The 21,787-nt window shown below is 73.5% G+C and carries 24 protein-coding genes and 1 pseudogene; 13 read left to right on the top strand and 12 right to left on the bottom strand.

Annotation, left to right across the window (positions count from 1 at the left end; translation table 11 throughout):
• Window positions 1-9: 9 nt before the first annotated feature.
• The 6 genes from AMYTH_RS0110670 to ppk2 all read left to right on the top strand — a co-directional run bounded on the left by AMYTH_RS0110670 (window position 10) and on the right by ppk2 (window position 4,388).
• Window positions 10-441, top strand: coding sequence for a hypothetical protein (locus tag AMYTH_RS0110670; protein WP_027930316.1), 432 nt, complete (start codon window positions 10-12; stop codon window positions 439-441).
• On the top strand, window positions 431-1,207 hold the full coding sequence (locus AMYTH_RS0110665; protein WP_027930315.1) for a universal stress protein: 777 nt from the start codon (window positions 431-433) through the stop codon (window positions 1,205-1,207). Before AMYTH_RS0110670 ends, AMYTH_RS0110665 begins: the two co-directional genes overlap by 11 nt.
• An 81-nt stretch (window positions 1,208-1,288) precedes the next feature.
• Entirely contained in the window at window positions 1,289-1,804 is a 516-nt protein-coding gene (locus AMYTH_RS0110660; RefSeq protein ID WP_027930314.1) for a flavodoxin domain-containing protein, read from the top strand.
• A complete protein-coding gene (locus AMYTH_RS44595) occupies window positions 1,785-2,765 on the top strand; it encodes an Acg family FMN-binding oxidoreductase (RefSeq protein ID WP_228684705.1) in 981 nt (326 codons plus the stop codon). The genes AMYTH_RS0110660 and AMYTH_RS44595 overlap by 20 nt, the downstream gene beginning before the upstream one ends.
• A 49-nt stretch (window positions 2,766-2,814) precedes the next feature.
• Window positions 2,815-3,609, top strand: a complete 795-nt coding sequence (locus AMYTH_RS0110650) for a universal stress protein (RefSeq protein ID WP_027930313.1) — start codon at window positions 2,815-2,817, stop codon at window positions 3,607-3,609.
• Window positions 3,606-4,388, top strand: coding sequence for a polyphosphate kinase 2 (ppk2, locus tag AMYTH_RS0110645; protein ID WP_037323625.1), 783 nt, complete (start codon window positions 3,606-3,608; stop codon window positions 4,386-4,388). The genes AMYTH_RS0110650 and ppk2 overlap by 4 nt, the downstream gene beginning before the upstream one ends.
• Before the next feature lie 7 nt (window positions 4,389-4,395).
• Here ppk2 and AMYTH_RS0110640 read toward each other — a convergent pair whose 3' ends face one another.
• Window positions 4,396-4,842 carry a universal stress protein gene (locus tag AMYTH_RS0110640; protein ID WP_027930311.1) on the bottom strand — a complete coding sequence of 149 codons (447 nt, stop codon included), beginning with the start codon at window positions 4,840-4,842 and terminating at the stop codon, window positions 4,396-4,398.
• Between the two features lie 374 nt (window positions 4,843-5,216).
• On the opposite strand from AMYTH_RS0110640, the gene AMYTH_RS0110635 reads away from it, so the two are divergent.
• Together AMYTH_RS0110635 and AMYTH_RS0110630 are read left to right on the top strand one after the other, a co-directional pair.
• On the top strand, window positions 5,217-6,623 hold the full coding sequence (locus AMYTH_RS0110635) for a DUF4389 domain-containing protein (protein ID WP_027930310.1): 1,407 nt from the start codon (window positions 5,217-5,219) through the stop codon (window positions 6,621-6,623).
• A gap of 6 nt (window positions 6,624-6,629) precedes the next feature.
• Entirely contained in the window at window positions 6,630-8,006 is a 1,377-nt protein-coding gene (locus tag AMYTH_RS0110630) for a wax ester/triacylglycerol synthase family O-acyltransferase (RefSeq protein ID WP_027930309.1), read from the top strand.
• Window positions 8,007-8,181: 175 nt separating this feature from the next.
• On the opposite strand, the gene AMYTH_RS0110625 is transcribed toward AMYTH_RS0110630, so the two are convergent.
• Window positions 8,182-9,174 (bottom strand): Acg family FMN-binding oxidoreductase, encoded by a 993-nt coding sequence (locus AMYTH_RS0110625; protein ID WP_027930308.1) that lies wholly within the window; start codon window positions 9,172-9,174, stop codon window positions 8,182-8,184.
• Between the two features lie 239 nt (window positions 9,175-9,413).
• Between AMYTH_RS0110625 and AMYTH_RS0110620 the strand changes: the two genes are divergently transcribed.
• Window positions 9,414-9,839, top strand: a complete 426-nt coding sequence (locus AMYTH_RS0110620; RefSeq protein WP_037322492.1) for a pyridoxamine 5'-phosphate oxidase family protein — start codon at window positions 9,414-9,416, stop codon at window positions 9,837-9,839.
• A 192-nt stretch (window positions 9,840-10,031) separates the two neighbouring features.
• On the opposite strand, the gene AMYTH_RS0110615 is transcribed toward AMYTH_RS0110620, so the two are convergent.
• Both AMYTH_RS0110615 and AMYTH_RS0110610 read right to left on the bottom strand, forming a co-directional pair.
• Window positions 10,032-10,346: a hypothetical protein gene (locus tag AMYTH_RS0110615; protein ID WP_027930306.1), complete on the bottom strand. Its 315-nt coding sequence runs from the start codon at window positions 10,344-10,346 to the stop codon at window positions 10,032-10,034.
• Window positions 10,343-10,591 carry a PLD nuclease N-terminal domain-containing protein gene (locus tag AMYTH_RS0110610; RefSeq protein ID WP_027930305.1) on the bottom strand — a complete coding sequence of 83 codons (249 nt, stop codon included), beginning with the start codon at window positions 10,589-10,591 and terminating at the stop codon, window positions 10,343-10,345. The genes AMYTH_RS0110615 and AMYTH_RS0110610 overlap by 4 nt, the downstream gene beginning before the upstream one ends.
• 128 nt (window positions 10,592-10,719) lie before the next feature.
• On the opposite strand from AMYTH_RS0110610, the gene AMYTH_RS47820 reads away from it, so the two are divergent.
• A complete protein-coding gene (locus AMYTH_RS47820) occupies window positions 10,720-11,763 on the top strand; it encodes a hypothetical protein (RefSeq protein WP_228684703.1) in 1,044 nt (347 codons plus the stop codon).
• On the opposite strand, the pseudogene AMYTH_RS0110600 reads toward AMYTH_RS47820, so the two are convergent.
• Together AMYTH_RS0110600 and AMYTH_RS0110595 are read right to left on the bottom strand one after the other, a co-directional pair.
• Window positions 11,760-12,071 (bottom strand): annotated as a pseudogene (locus tag AMYTH_RS0110600) (IS982 family transposase); the annotation flags it as partial. The gene AMYTH_RS47820 and the pseudogene AMYTH_RS0110600 overlap by 4 nt on opposite strands.
• A gap of 43 nt (window positions 12,072-12,114) precedes the next feature.
• The gene (locus AMYTH_RS0110595; protein ID WP_027930302.1) at window positions 12,115-13,272 is read right to left on the bottom strand and encodes a TetR/AcrR family transcriptional regulator; all 1,158 of its coding nucleotides are present in this window, start codon (window positions 13,270-13,272) and stop codon (window positions 12,115-12,117) included.
• Between the two features lie 165 nt (window positions 13,273-13,437).
• On the opposite strand from AMYTH_RS0110595, the gene AMYTH_RS0110590 reads away from it, so the two are divergent.
• The gene (locus AMYTH_RS0110590; RefSeq protein ID WP_027930301.1) at window positions 13,438-14,652 is read left to right on the top strand and encodes an oxygenase MpaB family protein; all 1,215 of its coding nucleotides are present in this window, start codon (window positions 13,438-13,440) and stop codon (window positions 14,650-14,652) included.
• Between the two features lie 66 nt (window positions 14,653-14,718).
• On the opposite strand, the gene AMYTH_RS0110585 is transcribed toward AMYTH_RS0110590, so the two are convergent.
• Genes AMYTH_RS0110585 through AMYTH_RS0110575 form a run of 3 tightly spaced genes read right to left on the bottom strand, consistent with a single transcriptional unit; the run spans window position 14,719 to window position 18,288 of the window.
• Window positions 14,719-16,890, bottom strand: a complete 2,172-nt coding sequence (locus tag AMYTH_RS0110585; protein WP_027930300.1) for a xanthine dehydrogenase family protein molybdopterin-binding subunit — start codon at window positions 16,888-16,890, stop codon at window positions 14,719-14,721.
• The gene (locus AMYTH_RS0110580) at window positions 16,890-17,849 is read right to left on the bottom strand and encodes an FAD binding domain-containing protein (RefSeq protein ID WP_027930299.1); all 960 of its coding nucleotides are present in this window, start codon (window positions 17,847-17,849) and stop codon (window positions 16,890-16,892) included. The genes AMYTH_RS0110585 and AMYTH_RS0110580 overlap by 1 nt, the downstream gene beginning before the upstream one ends.
• Window positions 17,836-18,288, bottom strand: a complete 453-nt coding sequence (locus AMYTH_RS0110575; protein ID WP_027930298.1) for a (2Fe-2S)-binding protein — start codon at window positions 18,286-18,288, stop codon at window positions 17,836-17,838. Before AMYTH_RS0110575 ends, AMYTH_RS0110580 begins: the two co-directional genes overlap by 14 nt.
• A 169-nt stretch (window positions 18,289-18,457) precedes the next feature.
• Here AMYTH_RS0110575 and AMYTH_RS0110570 point away from each other — a divergent pair, with 169 nt between their 5' ends.
• Together AMYTH_RS0110570 and AMYTH_RS0110565 are read left to right on the top strand one after the other, a co-directional pair.
• The gene (locus AMYTH_RS0110570) at window positions 18,458-19,027 is read left to right on the top strand and encodes a TetR/AcrR family transcriptional regulator (RefSeq protein ID WP_027930297.1); all 570 of its coding nucleotides are present in this window, start codon (window positions 18,458-18,460) and stop codon (window positions 19,025-19,027) included.
• 121 nt (window positions 19,028-19,148) lie between these two features.
• On the top strand, window positions 19,149-19,940 hold the full coding sequence (locus AMYTH_RS0110565; RefSeq protein WP_209440759.1) for a three-helix bundle dimerization domain-containing protein: 792 nt from the start codon (window positions 19,149-19,151) through the stop codon (window positions 19,938-19,940).
• Here the strand turns inward: AMYTH_RS0110565 and AMYTH_RS0110560 are convergent, their stop codons facing one another.
• From AMYTH_RS0110560 to AMYTH_RS0110550, 3 genes are read right to left on the bottom strand one after another with little or no spacing between them, the layout of a single operon-like run.
• On the bottom strand, window positions 19,941-20,342 hold the full coding sequence (locus AMYTH_RS0110560) for an arsenate reductase ArsC (RefSeq protein WP_027930295.1): 402 nt from the start codon (window positions 20,340-20,342) through the stop codon (window positions 19,941-19,943).
• A complete protein-coding gene (arsB, locus tag AMYTH_RS0110555; RefSeq protein WP_027930294.1) occupies window positions 20,339-21,400 on the bottom strand; it encodes an ACR3 family arsenite efflux transporter in 1,062 nt (353 codons plus the stop codon). The genes AMYTH_RS0110560 and arsB overlap by 4 nt, the downstream gene beginning before the upstream one ends.
• On the bottom strand, window positions 21,397-21,753 hold the full coding sequence (locus AMYTH_RS0110550) for an ArsR/SmtB family transcription factor (protein ID WP_027930293.1): 357 nt from the start codon (window positions 21,751-21,753) through the stop codon (window positions 21,397-21,399). The genes arsB and AMYTH_RS0110550 overlap by 4 nt, the downstream gene beginning before the upstream one ends.
• Window positions 21,754-21,787 lie beyond the last annotated feature (34 nt).

Here is a 21,787-nt window from a genome sequence, read left to right as displayed (position 1 = left end):
AGGGGAGGCATGGACAGGCTCGGGGACCGGCTGGGGTGGCGCCGCGACGAGCGCCTGGCGCGGCGCAGGCCGTGGCTGGCGTCGCTGACCGCGCTGATCGCCGTCTCCGCGTGGGCAGGCGCGGTGGGCCTCGTGATCGGCGCCGTCGACCTCGACGACACGGTGACCGCGCGGCTTCCCTTCCACAGCACGGTGTTCGCCGGGATCAGCCTCGGCCTGGTCATCGCCGTGCCGATGACCGTGGTCACCTGGTTCGCCGCGCGGCGGGACCCGCGCACGAGCCCCGCCGCCGTCGTCGCGGGTGCGGTGCTGATCGGGTGGATCGCCGTCGAGGTCGGCATCGTCCGGACGTTCCACGTCCTGCAGCCGGTGGCCGTGCTGGCCGGGCTGGTGGTGCTGGTGGCCGGGCTGCGAGACTTCGGACGCGTGCGTGAGCGGTGAGGTGGTCGCGGGCGTCAGCACCTCGCCCGCGTCGTGGTGCGCCGCGCGGTGGGCCGCGGATCTGGCGGCGAGCCGCCACCTCCCGCTGCGCCTCGTGCACGCCGGCGACGCGGACCTGGACGTGCGACTGGCCGACGGCACCGCGCTCCCGGTGGAGCGGCTTCCCGGACCACCGGCCGACACACTGCTCGCGTTGTCCGCGGCCGCCGCGTTCCTGGTGCTCGGACCCTCGGCGCGGGCCCGCACGGCCGACCGGCACCTGCGGTCGCCGGCGCTGGCACTCGCCACCCGCAGTGCCTGCCCGGTGGTCGTGGTGCGGGGCCGTGCGGCGCCGTCCGGCCCGGTGGTCGCCGGGGTCGACGGGTCCGGGGCGGCCGACCGGGCGATCGCGGTGGCGTTCCAGGAGGCCGCGCACCGGGGCGTGCCGCTCATCGCGCTGCACACCCGCAGCGACGCGGAGTACGTGACCGCCCCGGGGGACCGGCTTCGCCTGGAGTGGGAGCGCGCCGCGGGCGACGAGCACCGCACGATCGCCGAGCGGCTGGCCGGCTGGCAGGAGCGGTACCCCGACGTGGTCCTGCACCGGATCGTGCGGCGGGACCGGCCGCGGCACCACCTCCTGGAGCTCAGCCGGCGGGCGCAGCTGGTGGTGGTGGGCAGCCGGGGCCGCGGCGGGGTGGGCGGCCTGGTGCTCGGTTCGACCGGGCGGGCGCTGGCGCAGCGGGCGGGCTGCCCGGTCGTCGTCGTGCCGCCGGGCGGGTCCTGAGGTCCCCGCTTTCGAGGACCTTCGCACCTGTCCGGACGCACCGGTCCGGTCGCAGGGTTGGGGAACCGGAAGGAGGAGGCCATGCGAGCACTGGTCGTCTACGAGTCGATGTTCGGCAGCACCGAGGAGGTCGCGCGGTCCGTCGCGAAAGGACTGTCCGGCCGGATGCACGTGGACGTGATCAACGTCGACGACGCCCCCGACGAGGTGACGGGTGTCGACCTGGTCGTGGCGGGCGGCCCGACCCACGTGCACGGGCTCACCGGCAAGCGGTCCCGCGACGCGGCCGCGCAGCAGGCGGGGGAGCAGCCCCTGCACTCGCGCAAGCGCGGGCTGCGGGAGTGGCTGGAGGGACTGGCCACCGCGTCGCCGGGGACGCAGGCCGTCACCTTCGACACGCGGATCGAAAAACCGGCGTGGCTCACCGGATCCGCCGCCCGCGCGGCGGCGAAGCGCCTGCGCCGCAAGGGTTACCGGGTGAGCGCGGCCCCGGAGAGCTTCTTCGTGACCGGCAAGGAGGCCGGTGACCTGCACCCGGGCGAGCTCGAGCGCGCCCGCATGTGGGGGGAGTCCCTCGGTGACCGCGCCGATGGCTGACGGGTTCGCCCGCGCGCTGGCCGCCGCGGTGAAAGCGCCTTCGCCGCACAACACGCAGCCGTGGCGGTTCGAGGTCCGCGGGTCCCGCATCGACGTCCTGCTCGATCCCGAGCGGGTGCTCCCGGTGAGCGATCCCGGCGCGCGGCAGGCCAGGCTCGCCTGCGGCGCGGCCGCGTTCAACCTGGTGACCACCCTGCGCGGCGAGGGGCGCCGGGTGTCGGTGCGGTTCCTGCCAGGGCCGCGGCGGCTGGTCACCGTGGAGGTGCTGGGCAGGCACGAGCCCACCGAGGCGGAGCGCCGCCTGGCGGCCGCCGTGCACGCGCGTCACACCAACCGCAGGCCGTTCCAGGACCGGCCGGTGCCCGAGCGCGCCCGCTCGGCTCTGGTCGCCGCGGCCCGGGACGGCGGGGCGGACCTGCACCTGCTCGACCGCGGCGCCCGGTACGACGCCGTCGCCGCGCTGGTGCGGCGCGCGGAACGCCTGCAGGAGACCGACGAGCGCTACCTCGGCGAGACCCGCCGGTGGACCGGACGTCCCCGCGGCGAGACCTCCGGCGTGCCGGCGGCCGCGGCGGGACCGCCGGCCAGCCCGGCGCCTGCGCTGGCGCTGCGCGAGTTCGCGGGCAGCCAGGACCTGCCGGCGCGGGAGTACGAGCAGCAGCCCCTGCTCGGGGTCGTGACCACCCGCCACCCGGGGCAGGACACCAGGGCCGGGTTCGCGGTCGAGCGGGTCCTGCTCACGGCGACCGTGCACGGGCTGAGCGCCTCGTTTCTGTCCCAGCCGTTCGAGGTGCCCGGTCCGCGCGCCGAGCTGGCCGCGCTGTTCCGGCGCGAGGGCGAGCCGCACACGTTGCTGCGCCTGGGTTTCGGCTTCACCACGCCGGGCGCGCCGCGGCGGCCCGCGGACGAGGTGACCACGGTGGTCGGCGAGTCCGGAAGGGCCGAAGGGCTCCACGGGTGAGGCCGCCCGGCCCTGGCCGCCCCCGGGTCCGGGACGCGAGAGTCGGAGCATGGCGCGTGAACAGAAGGCGGTGCTCGCCGGTGTCGACGGTTCGGCACGGGCACTGGACGCGGTGCGCTGGGCGGCGCGGGACGCCGCGTTGCGGAAGCGGCCGTTGCGGCTGATCCACGTCGGGGAGGACGCGGACTGCCTCGCCGCGGCCGAGGACGCGGCGGCGGTTCCGGGCGTGGAGATCCGGCGTGGGGCGCGAACCGGCCACCCCGCGCAACGCCTGATCGAGGAATCGGCCACCGCCTCGGTGGTGGTGCTCGGCTCGCACGGGCTCGGCGGGTTCCCCGGCATGCTGCTCGGGTCCGTCGCGGGCGCGCTCGCGGCGCACGCGCACTGTCCGGTCGTCGTGGTGCGCGGCGCCCCGTCGGAGGACGCTCCCGTGGTCGCCGGGATCGACGCCTCGCCGGGCGGTGACGCGGCGCTGGCGTTCGCGCTCGACGAAGCGAACCTGCGCCGCGTGCCGCTGCTCGCGGTGCACACCTGGACCGACATGACGATGGGGGAGACCTGGTCGGTGCTGCCGATCGACGCCGACTACGGCGCCGTCGCCGAGGACGAGCGCCGTCTGCTGGCCGAGCGGCTCGCCGGGTGGCGGGAGAAGTACCCGGACGTGGACGTGCGCCCGGTGGTGGTGCGTGACCGTCCGGTGCGCGGGCTGCTCACGGCCGGCCGGGATGCCCAGCTCATCGTGGTGGGCTCGCGCGGGCGCGCCGATTTCGGCGGCGTGGGGCTGGGTTCGACGAGCCAGGCGCTGCTGCACCACGGCCCGTGCCCGGTGGCGGTCGTCCGGTGAGCCTGCGCAAGGACGCCTACCGGCGCGAGCTGGTGCGGCTGCAGGGCGAACTGGTGAAGATCCAGGAGTGGGTCCGCGCCGAGCGCAGGCGGCTCGTGGTGATCTTCGAGGGCCGGGACGGCGCGGGCAAGGGCAGCACCGTCAAGCGGGTCACCGAGTACCTCAACCCGCGGGTGGCGCGCATCGTCGCCCTGCCCCGGCCGGACGAGCGGGAACGCGGCGAGTGGTACTTCCAGCGCTACGTCGCGCAGCTGCCCGCCGCCGGGGAGATCGTGCTGATGGACCGCAGCTGGTACAACCGCGCCGGCGTGGAACGGGTCATGGGGTTCTGCACGACGCCGCAGTACCAGCTGTTCCTGCGGCAGTGCCCGATCTTCGAGCGGATGCTCGTCGAGGACGGCGTGCTGCTGCGCAAGTACTGGTTCTCGGTGAGCCAGGACGAACAGGAGCGCCGAATCCGCGCCCGGCTGGACGACCCGATGCGCCGGTGGAAGCTGTCCCCGGTGGACCTGGACTCGCTGACCCGGTGGGACGACTACTCGCGCGCCAAGGACGACATGCTGGTGCACACCGACATCGCGGAAGCGCCGTGGCACCTGGTGGACAGCGACGACAAGCGCGCGGCCCGGATCAACATGATCCACCACCTCGTCACCAGCATCCCGTACACGGAGGTGCCGCCGCCCGCGCTGGAGGTCCCGCCGCGGCCGGCGTCGAACTACGTGCGGCCCGCGGCGAACCCGGGCAGCCAGGTCCCGGACCACGCGAGCACGCTGTGAACCCCCGCTACTGCGCGGCGTGGGCCGTCATGACGACGACCGGGCACTGGGCGTGCCGCACCACCTGGGTGGCGACGCTGCCCACCAGCAGTTCGGTCAGCGGCCGCGCGCCGTGCGAGCCGACCACGAGCAGGTCGGCGTCGGCGGAGGCCTTGTTCAGCTCGGTGGCCGGGTCGCCGCTGAGGACGACCTCCTCCACCTCCGGCGTCCCCGGTCCACGGGTCTCCTGGACCGTCGAGCTCAGCAGGCCGGCGTAGGCGCTGTCGTCCCCGACGGGGATCCGCCCGTGCGGCTGGATGGCGTAGGACGTCCCCGGCAGCAGTTCGTCGCGGACGCGCACCAGCATCGCGCGCACCCGGTCCCCCGGCCGCGCCTCCGCCAGCGCCCACCGCAGGGCGGCGCGGCTCTGCGCCGAACCGTCCACGCCGACCACGATCGTGCGGGATTCGCTCATCGGACTTCCTCTCTGTCAGCTGACAGCGTCGCGCGCGGCAGCGCCGCTCCGGCAGGGCAGAACGGACCGGCCGGCGGGGACTTCCGGCCCTCCCTGCCGGCCGCGCGGCGGCGACCGAGGAGGACTGCGGCTCACCGGCTGCTGAGCCTCGCTGTTCCCGCCGGTCGCCTACCGAGCGGGCCGGCATTGCGTTCACGGCCGACCGGCGCACCGGCGCCCGGCGCGCGATCGCCTCCGTCGAGCAGCGGGCCTGGTCCTGACCGCCGCCCGGCGGGGCCGGAATGCCCCCGGACCCGGGACCTTCGCGCCTGGTGACCACGCCACCCCCGCGCGCAGCGTGGGCTTTCGACCGATTCTTCTGCCGGAGGTGTCCGATGGACGTCCGCATGACCTACCCGGTCCGGGTCGAGGGGAACCTCGCCACCGGGCTGTCCCGGTGGCTGTGGCTGGTGAAGTGGCTGCTGGTCATCCCGCACCTGGTGGTGCTTTCGTTCCTGTGGCTCGGTTTCTTCGTGCTCACCGTGGCCGCGTTCTTCGCGATCCTGCTGACCGGCCGCTACCCCCGCGCGATCTTCGACTTCAACGTCGGCGTGCTGCGCTGGTCGTGGCGGGTGCAGTTCTACTCCTACAGCGCGCTCGGCACGGACGCCTACCCGCCGTTCACGCTCGCCGACGTGCCCGCCTACCCGGCGCGGCTGGAGATCGACTACCCGGAGCGGCTGTCCCGTGGGCTGGTGCTGGTGAAGTGGTGGCTGCTGGCCATCCCGCACTACATCATCGCCGCGTTGTTCGTCGGCGGCGGCACCTGGCTGCTCGGGTACACCGACGACCGCGGGTTCACCTGGGCGGCCGGCGGCCTGGTCGGCATCCTGGTGCTGGTGGCCGGGATCGTGCTGCTGTTCACCGGCCGCTACCCGAAGCCGGTCTTCGACTTCGTGCTCGGGATGGACCGCTGGGTGCTGCGGGTCGCCGCGTACGCCGCGCTCATGACCGACGCCTACCCGCCGTTCCGCCTCGACCTGGGCGCGCACGACCCGGCGGGGCCGGTCACCGAGCCGTCCTCGCCCGAGCACTGGCAGCCGGCGAACCACCGCTGGACCGGCGGCAAGATCACGTCGGTGGTCGCGGGCGCGGTGCTCGCCCTGACCGCGATGGGCCTGCTCACCGGCGGCAGCACGCTGCTGTGGGCGGACCGCGCGGAGCGGGACGCCGACGGCTACCTGTCGGCGTCGAACAGCCTCAGCGCCACCGGCTACGCCATCGCCACGGAGGACATCGAGCTGGCGGGCGAGGCCGCCGACTGGAGCGGCATCCAGCGCCTGGTCGGCGACGTGCGGGTGCGGGCGACCGCGGCCGACCCGGCGACGCCGGTGTTCATCGGCGTCGCGCCGTCCCCCGCCGCGGCGGGGTTCCTCGCGGGCGCCCAGTACGCCACGGTGACCGACTGGTCCAGCGACCGGTACGTCGTGCACCAGGGCAACCGCACCCTGCCGGCGCCGGAAACCGCGGGCATCTGGACGGCGCAGGCGAGCGGCGGCGGAACCCAGACGGTGGTGTGGCCGATGCGCAGCGGCGACTGGACGGTCGTGGTGATGAACGCCGACGGCTCACCCGGGGTGAACGTCGTGGCCGAGATCGGCGCGACGGTGCCCGCGCTCGACGACATCGCCTGGATCGTGATCGGGGTCGGCCTGGTGCTGCTGGCCGGCGGTGTGGCCCTGATCGCGGTGCCGGTGCACCGGGCCGCGCAGCGCCCCGTCGGCGCGCAGCCGGAGTCCTGACGCGCCATGGAGCGACTGTCCCCGCTGGATCTCGGCATGCTGTGGCCGGACGACTTCGGCTGGCCGGAGGACATCGGTGTGCTGGCCGTCCTGGACGGGAACCGGACGGCGGGGACCTTCTCCCTCGACCTGGCACGCGAGGTCGTCGCGAAGCGTCTCCCGCTGGTCCGGCGGATGCGACAGGTCCTGCGGGTGCCGCGAACCGGGCTGGGCCCGCCGTACTGGACCGATGCGTCCACAGTGGACGTCGATGACCACGTGCGGGCGGCCGAGGTGCCCGCTCCGGGTGACGACGAGCAGCTCCTGGGCGTGGTCGAGCGGATCCGGCGGCGCCGGCTGGACCGGTCCCGTCCGCTGTGGGAGATGTGGGTGCTGACCGGGCTGGCCGGCGGCCGCACCGGGCTGTTCGTCCGGCTCCACCACACGATCGCCGACGGGGTCGCCGCGGTCGCGCTGCTCGGCGCGTTCTTCGACCCTGGGCCCGAGGTGCGCGCCCTCGCGCCGCCCTGGCCGGCGGCTGAGCCGGAGCCGACGGCGCCGCAGTTGCTGGCGGACAACGCGCGGCGCCGGTGGCGGGAGGTGCGCCGGGGCGTGTCCGCGCTGACCCGCCTGCCGGAATCCGTCGCCGCGATGCGCCAGGCGTGGCCGGCGTTCCGGGAGTTCGCCGCCGAGGGACGGGCGCCGCGGACGAGCCTGAACACGCCGATCGGGCCGGGGCGGCGGTTCGCGCTCGTCCGCGGCGACCTGCCGCTCACGAAGCGGGTCGCGGCCGCGCACGGCGCGAAGGTCAACGACGTGCTGATGGCGGCGATGTCCGGCGGGCTGCGGGAACTCCTGCACGCCCGGGGCGAGCCGGTGGACGCGCTGGTGCTCCGCGCCTACGTGCCGGTGTCCCTGCACCAGGAGCCGCCGGACCGGCTCCGCGGCAACTTCGACGGCATGATGCTGGTGCCGTTGCCGCTCGGGGTGGCCGATCCGGTGCGGCGGCTCGAGATGATCGCCGCCGAGACCGCGAAGCGCAAGAGGCACAAGCGTTCCGCGGGCGGCGGCGCGCTCTTCCGCGTCAGCGCCTTGCAGCGCGCGGTCATGCGCCGGATGGACCGGCAGCGGTGGGCGAACGTCTACGCCGCCGACGTGCCGGGCCCGCCGGAGCCCCTCCACTGCGCGGGCGCGCGCGTGCTGGAGTTGTTCCCGATCGTGCCGCTGATCGGCAACATCACCCTCGGCCTCGGCGCGCTGTCCTACGCGGGGCAGCTGGCGATCACCGTCGTGGGCGACGCGGACGCCTGTCCGGACGTGGAGGTGTTCGCCCGCGGCGCCGCGCACGCGCTGGACACGCTCGCGGGCTCCCGCGGCAGGGACTTCGGTCCGGTCGGCCGGTGACGGTCGGCCGCGTCGCGGATGGGCTGTAGGCCGGCGCCACTGCGGTTGCCCTGGTGCGCATGCCGGTCTGGGTCACGGCGGACCTGCGGGCCCGCGCCGGGCGGCTCGACACGGGGAACCGCAGATTTCCTCACCCGCAACGGAAAGCGCGCCGGCCGCCCGCCTGGCTGGTTCCTCAGGTGGCGGACTGCGTGCTGAGCGGGGTGACGACCTCCGCCGGCGGGCGGCGCGGCGTGGCGGGTAGCGGGTCGGCGTTGACGGGCGCCCAGCCGACCCGCAGGACCATCTGCGGGATGGTGCCGCCGGTGACGCGGTCGCGCACCTGCTGCCGGGTGCCGGCGAGTTCCAGCGGTTCGGTCAGCGGACACGAGGCCAGTCCGAGGGTCGTCGCGGTCAGCAGGACCGCGCTGGTCGCCTCGCCGGCGCGCAGCCGGGACAGCGGGTCGTCCGAGGCGGTGCCCAGCACCAGCAGCACCGTCTCGTCGTCCTCGCCCGTCGCGCCGGGCGGTTGCGGGAGCCGGGGATCGGCGAACGGGCGGCCGGGCAGCGCGCCCGGGGTGGGATCGGGCACCGGGGCGTTGACCGCGGGCACGCCCTCGGTGGAGAAGTGCCGGCCGCTCCACGCGGCCAGCTCCATCCGGTACGCGGGGTCGGCCGCGTGGCGGCGCGCTGCTTCGAAGACCGCCTCGGCCAGGTGGTAGCGAGCGGAACCAGTGGCCTCGCGCAGGATGACGCCCTCGTCGGCGGCGCGCGCGGCCATGGTTTCGATGTGGCTGCCGGGCACCGGCCAGGAGCTGTGCCGCCGCCGGTCGGTGCGCCGCCGCGGGATGGCCGCGGCCAGGGCGATCTCCTCCTGCCCCGGTTCGTGGCGGTGCAGTTCGACGGCGGCCAGGTGGCGGGGTTCGGCCGGGTTGGGCAGCCGGTGCACCTCGGCGCGCCAGCCCAGCGCCGCGAAACCCACCCGCAGGTGGTGCAGCGCCGCGCCGCAGCTGAGCAGCAGGTCACGGCCGTCCGGGTCGGTCTCCGGCAGCTGCCGGGCGGGGTCGGCGTAGAGGTGGACGGTCCGGTCGCCGATCCGCCACCGCCAGGGCTGGGTGTTGTGCACCGACGGCGCGCGCACGGCCAGCGCCAGTGCCGCGTTCACGGTGTGGTCGTCGGGAAATGTCATGCCTCCAGTGCAGCCGAAACCGGGGGTGGTGGAGCAGGGCCGGGATGCCCGGGCGGCGGGGACCAACGGCCCTTCCTGCCGTCGCCGGCGCCGCTCGCCGTTGTCGCGAGTGGACCACCGGCCAGGTCCTCCGGGCTCGTCGACCCCGGGCGGGAGCAAGGTCACTTGTCCCCTGATGATCGATCCGGTGACCTTCGGCCCTGTCCGGGTGCGCGGAGCCGGGCGACGATGACGGGGTGATGGATCCGACTCCGCCGGGGGCCGGGCGCGAACTGGGCCGCGCCGAGTCGCTGAACCTGCTCGGCAGTGTCAGCGTCGGCCGCGTGGTGTTCACCCACCAGGCGCTGCCCACCATCCGGCCGGTGAACCACGTGCTCCACGACGGCTGCGTCATCGTGCGGACCCATCCCGGCGCGGCGCTGCTGTCCGCGATCGGCACTGTGGTCGCTTACGAGGCCGACGTCATCCACGAAGGCGACCGGATCGGGTGGAGCGTGATCGCGGTCGGGTTCGCGCGCCGCGTCGGAGCTCGCGAGCTGACCCGGTTCCGGACGCTGCCGTGCCCGTCGGTGGCGGGGGAGATGACCGAGGTGATCCGGATCGACCCGGAACTCGTCACCGGCTTCGCTCTCGACGGCGAGCTCCCGGCCGAGCAGCCCGTCTGAAACGCGGGAAGCGTTCTCAGCACCCACCGGAAGGCCCGCCGTCGGCGGCCGCGGTCGGGTGGGTGGAGGAGTGCCGTTTTTCCCGCCGATGAACGTGCGCCCGGCGCGCGGCAGGGACGGAATTCCCACCGGCCGGTCACCACGCCGAGTGCCCGGTGACGGTCGTCCATCCCGGACAAGACCGTTGAACTGTCAGGACTTCCGCCGTCGCCGCCGGGCGGGTGCGGTGACGGCGGGCCGGCTGAAGATCGAGCTCATCAGGGCGATGCCGAAGACGAAGCCGAAGTTGTACCAGTTGCCGTTGTTGTGCACCTCGTAGATGCCGACGCTGTCGTCGAACAGCGAGACGATGAACGTGATCGGGCAGATGATCCCGTGCCACAGGCCGAGCCAGAACCCGGCCGGGTCGGGCGTGCCCGCCGCGGCGTCGTTCGGCCCCGCCGCGCAGGAGGCGACGAGCAGGGCGGTGACCAGGACCAGCCCGGCGATCCGGGCGCGGCGCGTCACGGGTGCGCCGGTTCCGGCTCGACGACCGGCTTGCGGCCGAAGCGCCGGTAGGCCAGCGGGCCGAGGAAGTTCACGGCGATCGCCAGCGCCCAGGCGCCCTTCGGGCCGCGCACGGATTCGGCCGGGCGGCGGGACAGGTCCCACCACGCGTCGGCGGCCATGGCCACCTGCAGGGCCGCCGCCGCGACGATGGCTCCCTGCTCGGTCCGGCTCAGTTCGCGCCAGTGCCGGTGGGTGTGTCGCATGGTGGTTCCTCCTCGTCGGCGCTCCGGATCCCAGGGTGTGCGGGCGGCGCCGCCGCGGGAAACGGACGTAAGGCACCGGTGGCGAGGACCTTGGTCAGCACGTGCGCGGCTGCTGGCAGACTGCCGCGGTGACGCTGTTGTTCGAAGGTGAGCTGCACGTGCACTACGGGCAGTTCTACGTGGAGAGCCGGACCGGGGAGTTCTTCGACGGGTTGACCGACGCCCGCGGCGGGCAGTCGAACGGTCTGTGCGGCGCCGCGGTGCCCGGTCTGCTGTTCCTCACCACCGGTTTGCACACCGGGAACGTCGGCCTGACCGTGGAGGTTCTCGACGGCCCCGCGCCGGTCGGGGAGGACTGGGAGGAGGTCGTCGAGGTGTCCTTCCGGCCGCAGACCGCGGCGGTGCGGCTGGTGCAGTGGGCGGGGGAAGCGAGCTGGCCCCTCGATCTCGAACCCGTCGACTACCGCGTGCGGTACTGCGCCTCGGGGATGGACCGGGCGCGGGCGAAGGACACCCGGCTGTCCGGGGAACCCCCGCTGGACCGGTACCTGCTGCAGCTGTGGCCGACACCCCCGGCCGACGACGCGGTCGTCCGGGAGACCAGCGCGACCGCCGCCTACTGGCACGAGCACGCCCGGACGCTGCCGCCGCCACCCACGCCGGAACAGCGGGCGGAGGCCCGGCGGCGGGAGCGTCTCGAACGCGACCGGGCCCACCGGGAGGCCGCGCGTGCCGCCGAAGCGCGGCGGTGGGGCGGCCGGCCCCCGGGCGAACGGCTCAAGCGCGTGAACGGCGGCCTCGTCCTGGCGCGGCTGGACCGGGATCTCACCGGGCGGGCTCGGTGGTCTGCTGAACCTGGGCGGCTGAGGCGTGGGACGACTCCTGCTGGTGTGCCGGCTGGTCTTCGCCGACCTGCGCCGCCGTCCGGTCCAGGCCGCGGTCTTCCTGCTCACCGTCGGCATCGCCGCCACCGCGCTCGCGGTCGGCCTGTCCGTGCCCGGCGCGACCGGCGCGCGCTACGCCCAGACCCGCGCGGCCACCGCCGGACCGGACGTGGTGGCCCAGACCGAAGACGACAGCCCGGACGCACTGGCCGCGCTCGAAAACCTCGCCGACGCACCGGAGGTGACCGTCCACAGCGGACCCTACCGAGTAATTCCGATCTTGGTTAGTGGCCGTAGGCGATCAGGGATCGGGTTGTGGGTTGGCCGGTGGCGCGGTTGTGCCAGATGGCGGCGGGGAGGTTGAGGGTGGCGTTGACCGATTGGACGAGTTGCCGGACCGGTTTGAGCGGGTGTGGGGTGCGGTTGCGGTAGGAGGGGCGCAGCAGACGCACCCCACGGTCGGTCAGGTAGGTGTCCGGCTCTCGGGAGAGGTAGCCCTTGTCTGCCAGGATCAGCAGCCCGGGCCGCTCGTGGAGCAGGCCGCGGTCCTGATCCAGCACGGCCATCAGCGCCTGACGCTCGTCGATCTTGGGCTCCACACCCCACCCAAAGTTAGGACTTACTCATCCAGGCACAGGATCAGGCGCCCAGCGCGCTGAGCACCAGCGCCGACACGGCGGCGCGGTGCGCGGGGCTGTCCTCCCACCGCAACCGGCGCCCGGACTCGACCACCACGCCGAAACCGGCGTGCACCAGCACCCGCGCCTGACGCGAGTCCAGGTCCGGCCGCACCGCCCGCAGGTGCTGCTCCCACACCGCGATGTGGTCCCGTTGCGCGGCGACCAGCGGCCGCCGCAGGTTGTCCGGCAGCCCGACGATCTCGGCGTTCGCGACGGTGGTGAGCGCGTTGTACTCGAAGCTGTATGCCACGTAGGTGGCCGTCAGCGCGGCGAGCGCGTCACGCGGATCCGTCACCCCGCGCAGGTTGTGGTCCACCGCCTGGGTCAGGAGCGCCGCCGCCTGCAGGCACGCCGCCGCGAGGATGTCGGCCTTGCCGGGGAAGTAGCGGTACAGCGCGGACGGGACCAGGCCGACGGCCTCGGCGATCCGGCCGTTGGTGACGGCCGCGAACCCGTCCCGTTCGAACAGCGGCACGGCGGCCGCGAGGATCTCCGAACGCCGGGTCCGCGCCACGGGTTGCGCGGGGAGTTCGACCGCGTGTGCGGTGCTCGCCTCCGGATCGGCCGCCGCCACGCGCAGCGCGCAGCTCTGCAACTCGTCCTCCAGCCGCCGCTGGGCGATCGACGTGTGGTGCATCGTGATGGACCCGATCGCGCCGAGCGCCGCCACCGCCCGCAGGTGCTCGCCGGGCCGCGGGTGCTCGCGCCGCACCGCGTCCGCCACCCGCTCGACGACGCGCGCGAACTTGCCCCGCAGCACCCGCCGGTCCGCGCGGTCGAGGTAGCGGGACTCCCACCGGTAGAGGCCGCCGGACGCGCGGTGGGCGACGGTGACGCGGGTGGCGGCCGCCAGCACGTCGGCCAGGGGCGCGCCGTCCGGCACCTCGTCCAGCGCGGCGAGGAGACCGTCGACCATGACGTCCGCGCACTCGGCGAACAACGCGTACTTGTTCGGGAAGTGCCGGTACAGGGCGGCGGCGGTGATGCCGACGCCGGCGGCGATCTCCTCCATCGACGCGGCGTGGTAGCCGCGCTCGCTGAACACGCGCCCGGCCGCGTCGACGATGAGCTGCCTGCGGTTGCGGGGCCGGACGGCCGCGGCCGGCTCTGCGGTCACCGTGCGGCGGACGTACGCGGGAACTGGGCCATACGCGCCAGTCAACCACGCCGCACGCAGCTCCTCTTGCCGACCGGCCTGCGTGCTCGATATGTTAATGAGAAATCTCCCTCCGAACTGGCAACGAACGCCGCACGAAACCTACCAAGGAAGCTAGGTAAGTAAATGACCAATCTCAATCGACGGAAAGCACTGTCGCTCGGCGTCGCCCTGGGTCTGGTCGGCTCGGCGAGCGCCACGCCGGCGTGGGCGTGGTCCCCGGCCGGATCGGTGGCAGGCACCGGCACGGGCGCGGATCCGTGGTGGGTCTGGGACGACGAGGTGGACGCCGTCGTGGCCGGGCTGTTCGCGGAGGGCCGGATCCCGGCGGTCAACACCGCGATGGCGTCGTGGGTGAACAACAGCGACCCGCTGCCCGCCGGCCTGCCCGCCGAACTGTCGGCCTGGCTGCAGAAGGTCAACAAGCTGCCCGCCTGGGCCGACCCGGTCAAGCTGCGCCGCGCCGCGGACTTCAACCGGCGCAAGGACACCTACCTGTTCATGCTGTACGGGCTCGGCAGCGGCATCATGAGCACGGTCATCCCGCGGGAGGCCAAGTCGGTCTACTGGTCCGCGGGCGGCGCGGACATGCAGGACCGCGCGGCGAAGACGTTCACCTTCGGCTACGACCTGAGCGACCTCAACGCGTTCGAGCCGTCGGGCCAGTTCGTGGTCACCGCCAACAAGACGCGCCTGGTGCACGCCGCGGTGCGGCACCTGCTGCCGCAGTCGCCGCACTGGCGGGCGGTGGCCGACGAGCAGAAGCAGATCCCGATCAGCAACGGCGACATCCTGATCACCTTCCACAGCCTCGGCACCTTCGTGCACCGCAAGCTGATCGAGTGGAAGGTCCCGATGTCGGCCGCGGACGAGGAGGCCTTCCTGCACTCGTGGCAGGTCGCCATCCACCTGCTCGGCGTGCGGGAGGAGTTCATCCCGAAGACGTGGGCCGAGGCGGACGCGCAGTCCGCGTCGGTGCTCACCCCGCTGCTCGCGCCGACGTTCGAGGGCCACGAGCTGGCCGAGGACCTGCTCGGGCTCACCGCGCAGATCGACCTGGGCGTCACGCGCGGGTTCCTGAACGAGTTCGTGCGCTACGTGCTGAGCGACGAGATCGGCGACTGGCTCGGGCTGAAGCGCGACTACGCGGCGGCCGGACTGATCCGCGCCGGTTGGCCCGCCTACATCGCCTTCCGGGAGGGCCTGCTGCCCGTCGCGCCCGCCGGGTTCTACATGTTCGACCAGTTCATCCGGGCGATCGCGATGCTGTTCCTGAACAAGGGCGGGTCGTCGACGACCACGCCGATCACCATCCCCACCGGGAACCGCCCCGGAGCCTGATCCGCGCGCGACAGGACCGGCCGGTGAAGTGCACCGGCCGGCCCGCGCTCATCGAAACCGGGTGGGTCAGTCCAGCAGGTCCTCGATCCGGATCGGGATGTGGCGGACCCGGATGCCGGTCGCGTTGTAAATCGCGTTGGCGACCGCCGCCGCCACGCCCACCGTGCCGATCTCCCCGAGGCCCCGCGCGCCGAGGTCGTTGTGCAGCGTGTCCGGGTACTCCACGAACTCGACCTCGATGTCCGGGATGTCGGCGTTGACGGGGATGAGGTAGCCGGCGAGGTCGGCGTTGGCGAACCGGCCGCTGCGCTCCACCTCGAAACCCTCGTGCAGCGCGGCCGACACACCCCAGATCATGCCGCCGCTGAGCTGGCTGCGGGCGGCCTTGTCGTTGATGATCCGGCCGCCGTCGAAGACCCCGAGCATCCGCGACACCCGGGCCTCGCGGGTGAGGCGGTGCACCCGGACCTCGACGAACTGCGCGCCGAACGAGCTGAACGAGTGCTTGGTCAGCTCCTCGCCCGGCGCCGACGACCCGACCGCGCTGAGGTTCGGCCTGCCCACCGCGCGCAGCACCTCGCCGAAGGTCATCGACCGGCCGTCGCCGTGGACGCGGCCGTCGGCGTAGGTGACCTCCTCACCGGCGAACGGCGCCCCGGGAGCCGAGGCCAGCGCGAGGAGTTCGTCGATCACCTGCGCGGCGCCCGCCATGATCGCCGTGCCCGCGCTCGCGGTGGCGGTGGACCCGCCGGACATCCCGCCCGGCGGCAGCGCCGAGTCGCCGAGGCGCGGGGTGATCCGGTCGGCCGGGATGTCCAGCGATTCGGCGCCCACCAAGGACAGCACGGTCAGCAGGCCGGTGCCCGGGTCCGCGCCGCTGGTCGCGATGTCGGCCGTGTCGTCCGCGTTGAGCGTGATCCCGACCGACGCGGGGAACCGGAGGGCGGGGAACATCGCCACGGCCACGCCCATGCCGACCAGCCAGTCCCCGTCGGTGCGGCCGCCCGGCCTGCGGTCGGCCCACCCGAACCGCTGCGCGCCGATGCGGAAGCACTCGTCGAGGTGCTTGCTCGACCACTGCAGGTCCTTGCCGGGCGGGGCGAGCGAGTTGTTCCGCTGCCGCAGCTCGATCGGGTCCATGCCGAGCGCGTCGGCCAGCTCGTCGATCGCGCTCTCCAGCGCGAAGGAGCCGGGCGCCTCGCCGGGCGCGCGCATGAACGTGGTCGGCGGCAGGTTCAGCGGCACGATCCGCTGGCTGATCTGCAGGTTGCGCGTGGCGTACCACTCGCGGGACGTGCCGTGCGAGGTCGGCTCGATGAACGAGCGCGCGGTGTCCGTGCTGCACCACGAGTCGTGCCGCAGCGCGACGAGCGTGCCGTCCCGTTCCGCGCCCAGGGTGATCCGCTGCACGGTCGCCGCGCGGCCCGCCGTCACCGTGAACACCTGTTCGCGGGTCAGCGACGCCTTGACCGGCCTGCCCAGCGCGCGGGACGCGGCGGCCGCCAGGAACGCGGGCGCCGAGGTGCGGCCCTTGCCGCCGAACGCGCCGCCCACGAACGGGTTCACCGCCCGCACCGCCGCCGGGTCCAGCCCCAGCGCCATCCCCAGCTCCATGGCCTGCAGGTGGGCGCCCTGGTTTCCACTGTAGACGGTGAGGGTGTCGTCGGCCCAGACCGCGACGGCCGAGTGCGGCTCCATCGGCGTGTGGTTCTGCGACGCCGTGCGGTAGGTCGCGTCGACGACCACCGGGCTGGCGGCGATCGCGTCCTCGATGGACTCGACGCCGTCTTCGAGCACGCTGAGCGTCGGCGGCGCGTCCACGTGCCCTGGCGACGCCTCGATGGCCGTGGCCAGCCCGTCCTCCAGCGAGGTCAGCGCGGGCAGTTCCCGGTAGGTGACCTCGACCAGCATGGCCGCGTCCCGCGCCTGCTCGAACGTCTCCGCCACGACGAACCCGATGGGCTGGCCCACGTAGGTGACCTGCCGGTCGCGCAGCGGAACCCACGTCTCGCCGAACATCGGCATCGTGACCTGGTTCAGCACCAGCGGGTCGAAGGGGGAGTACACGCCGAGCACACCCGGCGCGCTCTTCGCGGCGGTGACGTCCATGCTCTCGATCTCGCCGTGTGCGATCGTGCTGACCACGATGTAGCCGTAGACCATGTCCGGGAAGTTGTGGTCCACCCCGTACTTCGCGCCGCCGGTGACCTTCAGTGGCGCGTCCAGGCGTGCCGGCATCAGCGGCTCCCCTCGGTGACTTCGAGCAGGGCGCGGACGATCGTCCGCGGCAGCAGGGACAGCTTGAAAGCGTTTTCCGACAGCGGCCGCGCGCCGTCGGTGGCGAGCGCGGCGGCGGCCGTGAACGACTCCTCGGTCGCCGGCTTCCCGCGCAGGGCGGCCTCGACGGCGGTGAGCCGCCACGGCACGGTGGCCACTCCGCCGGCCGCGACCCGCGCGTCGGCGACGACCCCGTCCCGCACGTCGAGTGCGACCGCGGCCGAGCAGAGCGCGAACTCGTAGGACTGCCGGTCCCGCACCTTGACGTACGTCGAGCGCGTGGCCCAGTCCAGCCGCGGAACGACCACCTCGGTGATCAGCTCGCCGGGCCGCAGGTCGTGCTCGACGTGCGGGGTGTCGCCCGGCGTGCGGTAGAAGTCGGTCAGCCGGACGGTGCGCTCGCCGTCCGGGCCGGCGAGCCGGACCTCGGCGTCGAGCGCGACCAGGGCGACCGCCACGTCGCTGGGATGGGTGGCGACGCACTTGTCGCTCGTGCCGAGCACCGCGTGCATCCGGTTCGCGCCGTCGAGCGCGGGGCAGCCGCTGCCCGGCTCGCGCCGGTTGCACGGCGTGGTCACGTCGCGGAAGTACGTGCACCGCGTGCGCTGCATCAGGTTGCCGCCGATGCTCGCCATGTTGCGCAGCTGCTGGGACGCGCTGAGCAGCAGGGCGCGCGAGATCGCCGGGTACACGCCGGGGTGCGCGGCGATGTCGGCCATCCGCTCCAGCGCGCCGATCCGCAGCCCGTCACCGGTGTCGATGCCGCGCAGCGGCAGCCCGTTGATGTCCAGGACGCGCTGCGGGGTCAGGACGTCGAGCTTCATCAGGTCGACGAGCGTGGTGCCGCCGGCCAGGAAGGTGCCGGACGGGTCCAGTGCCTCGGCGACGGTGGCCGGGGCGGTCAGGTCAAAGGCTCGCATCGGCCCTCCTCGCCTGCTCCACGGCCCGGACGATGTTCGGGTAGGCCGAGCAGCGGCACAGGTTGCCCGACATGAACTCGCGGACGTCCGCGACGTCCTGTTCGACGGCGGCCACCGCGGACATGACCTGCCCCGGCGTGCAGAAGCCGCACTGCAGGGCGTCCTGGTCGGCGAAGGCCTGCTGCACGGGGTGCAGCTCGTCCCCTGTGGACAGACCTTCGACGGTGGTGACCGGCTCGGTCACGGTGGCGGCGAGGGTGAGGCAGGACAGCACGGGCCGTCCGCCGACGTGCACGGTGCAGGCGCCGCACTGGCCGCGGTCGCAGCCCTTCTTGGGGCCGGTGATCCCGAGCCGTTCGCGCAGCGCGTCGAGCAGCGTGACGCCGGGATCGACGCTCAGCTGTTCGGGGTGGCCGTTCACTTCGAGTGAGATGTCCACTGGGTCTCTTCCCTGACGGCGTGGTGGGTCCGGAAACGGAGCGGATAGTTATCCGCTTGCTCTCGACGGTATCGGATTACAATCCGCTTCGCAACGAAGAGTACGCCCGGAGCAGCTCCAGGTGGGCGGGTTACGGTGAAGCGGCACCGGAACGGCGAGGGAGGGACCAATGACGACGGGTTCGGTCAGCCCACGGCGTGCCGACACCCGCCGCAACCACGAGCGCATCCTCGCCGTCGCGGCGCAGACCCTCGCCGAGTCGGGGGAGGTGTCGTTCAACGCGATCGCCAAGCGCGCCGGGGTCGGAGTCGGCACGGTGTACCGCCACTTCCCGGCGGCCGCGGACCTCATCCTGGCCGTCTACGAGCGGGAGGTCCGGCACCTGCTGGAGGTGGTGCCGGAGCTGCTGGAGCACGCCGGCCCGGCCGGGGCGTTCCGGACCTGGGTGACGGACCACCTCGCGCCGTACATGATGACCAAGCGCGGCCTGGCGAAGGCGCTGGCCGAGGCGACGGCGCAGCGCGGGACGCTGCCGGCCAGCGCCGTCCAGTCCATCCGCGAGGCGATGGAAGCGCTGCTGACGGCCGGCGCCGAGGCGGGCCTGGTGCGGCCCGGGGTCGACGTCGAGACGGTGATGCGCAGCCTGCTGGGCCTGCTCCACCTCGACCCCGAGGACGACTGGCAGCGCCAGACGGCGGACCTGGTGGACCTCGTGTGGCGCGGTCTCCGCGCGGACTGAGCATCATGGGCGAGGACGAAGGTCACTTCGCTGGGGTAGCGCGCTGTACTCGCGGGTAGGTGTCTGGCAGGGTCGGTGGCTCCGGCCGCGTTCGCGGGCCGCGTGAAGAAGGGGTGTGCACGTGCCCGGGACACTGGAGAAGATCGCCCACGGGCGCCGGGGTGAGCAGGAGATCCGGCGGCTGGAAGGGCTTCTGCGCCTGGAGCGGCCGCAGTTCGCGCCCGGTGTGGTGCACGAGTGGGTGGCGCGCGAGTTCGCCCGGTTCGACGACGCTCCCGTGCGGGCCTACGTCCCGATCCTGGTGGAACGCGCCGTGCGGGCGCGGCTGCGCGCGACGCCCGTGGTGCCCTACTCACCGACCGTGGATCTCGTGGACTGGGCGCGCGGCACGGCCGAGATCCTGCTGGCCGGCGAGTTGCCGCGCCGCTGGCAGCACACCCGGGGAGTGGCCGGGCGGGCCCGCGAGGTGTCCGCGGTCCTGCCGCCTGCCGAGCGAGCGGTGCTGGTCGCGGCCGCGTGGCTGCACGACATCGGGTACGCGAGTCCGGTGTCGGCCACCGGGCTGCACTCGCTCGACGGCGCCCGGTTCCTGGCCCGGCTCGGCGTCCCGTCGCGAGTGTGCGCGCTGGTCGCCCACCACTCGGGCGCGGCGGCCGTCGCCTCGTTGAGCGGGCTCGCCAGCGAGCTCGCCGAGTTCCCGGACGAGCGCGGGCCGGTGCGGGACGCGTTGTGGTACTGCGACATGAGCACCAGCCCGTGGGGGGAGCCGGTCTCGTTCGAGGAGCGGATGGCCGAGATCGAGGCTCGTCGCGGCCCGGACGATCCGGTGGTCCGGGCGCTGGCGATCAACCGCGGCGAGCGCGCGGCGGCGGTCGCACGGACCGCGGAGCTCCTCCGCGGGCGTTCCCGCTGATCAGCTGCTCACCAATTCCGTGAGCAGCGCCCGGACGCGCCGGTCGATCTCGTCCCGGATGGGTCGCACGGCGTCTACGCCCTTGCCGGCCGGGTCCTCGAGCTGCCAGTCGAGGTAGCGCTTGCCGGGGAACACCGGGCAGGCGTCGCCGCAGCCCATGGTGATCACCACGTCGGCGGCCTGCACGGCATCCGTGGTCAGCGGCTTGGGGAATTCCTTCGACAGGTCGAGGCCGATTTCGCGCATGGCTTCGACGACGGCCGGAATGATGGTGTCGGCGGGGGCGGAGCCGGCGGAGCGCACGGTGACCCGCCCGGCGGCGTGGTGGTCGAGCAGCGCGGCGGCCATCTGGGAGCGGCCGGCGTTGTGGACGCAGACGAAGAGGACTTCGGGTGTGGTCATCGGGCGATCTCCGTTGTGGTGAACCGGCGGCGCAGGGCGAGCGAGACGTAGACGAGCGCGACGAGCACCGGCACCTCGATCAGCGGGCCGACGACCCCGGCGAGGGCCTGGCCGCTGGTGGCGCCGAAGGTCGCGATGGCGACGGCGATGGCGAGCTCGAAGTTGTTGCCCGCCGCGGTGAAGGCGAGCGTGGTGGTGCGTTCGTAGTTCAGGCCGATCGCCGTGCCCAGCGCGTAGGACCCGGCCCACATGAGTCCGAAGTAGACCAGCAGCGGCAGCGCGATGCGGGCGACGTCGAGCGGCCGGCTGGTGATCTGGTTGCCCTGCAGGGCGAACAGCACGACGATGGTGAACAGCAGCCCGTACAGGGCGATCGGCCCGATGCGCGGCAGGAACCGGGATTCGTACCAGTCGCGCCCCCGGGCGCGCTCGCCGAGCCGGCGGGTGAGGTATCCGGCCACGAGCGGGATGCCGAGGAAGATCAGCGTGCTCTTCGCGATCTGCCAGCCGGACACGCTCAGCGTCGTGGTGTCCAGGCCGAGCCACCCGGGCAGCGCCGACAGGTAGAACCAGCCCAGCACGCCGAACATGATCACCTGGAACACCGAGTTGAGCGCGACGAGCACGGCGGCGGCCTCGCGGTCGCCGCAGGCGAGGTCGTTCCAGATGACGACCATGGCGATGCAGCGGGCCAGGCCGACGATGATCAGGCCGGTGCGGTACTCGGGCAGGTCCGGCAGCAGCAACCACGCGAGGGCGAACATCAGCGCCGGGCCGATCAGCCAGTTCAGCACGAGCGAGGGCCACAGCAGTTTCCGGTCGCGGGTGACCGAGCCCAGCCTGTCGTAGCGGACCTTGGCCAGCACCGGGTACATCATCACCAGCAGACCGAGCGCGATCGGCAGCGAGATGCCGTCGACGGCCACGGCGTCGAGCCCGGTCTCCAGGCCGGGGATCCAGCGCCCGGCCAGCAACCCGAGGACCATCGCGGCGCCGATCCACACCGGCAGGAAGCGGTCCAGGGTGGACAGTCTGCCGGCGACGCCGGTGGTGGTCACGCGGTCACCGCCGCCGGCGTGAGGACGGCGGACAGGCGGGCCAGCGTCTCCGGCTGGACCCGGTAGTAGATCCAGGTGCCCCGCCGCTCGCCGGTGACCAGCCCGGACTCGCGCAGCACCTTGAGGTGGTGCGAGATGGTCGGGCCGGTCAGCTCGAACGCCCCGGTCAGGTCGCACACGCACGCCTCACCGCCGTCGTGCGAGGCGATCAGCGACAGCAGCCGCAACCGCACCGGGTCGCCGACCGCCTTGAACACCCGGGCGAGCTCCGCGGCCTGCGGCTCGGACAGGGGCTCGCGCACGAGCGGCGAGCAACAGGCGGCGTCCTCCGCGAGCGGCAACTGATTCGACATTCCTCTATCTAAACAAACCTCTATCTTGACGTCC

Origin of the sequence: Amycolatopsis thermoflava N1165, from assembly GCF_000473265.1 — a bacterium.
GTDB lineage: Bacteria > Actinomycetota > Actinomycetes > Mycobacteriales > Pseudonocardiaceae > Amycolatopsis_E > Amycolatopsis_E thermoflava.
This window is presented reverse-complemented; position numbering and strand designations above follow the sequence as displayed.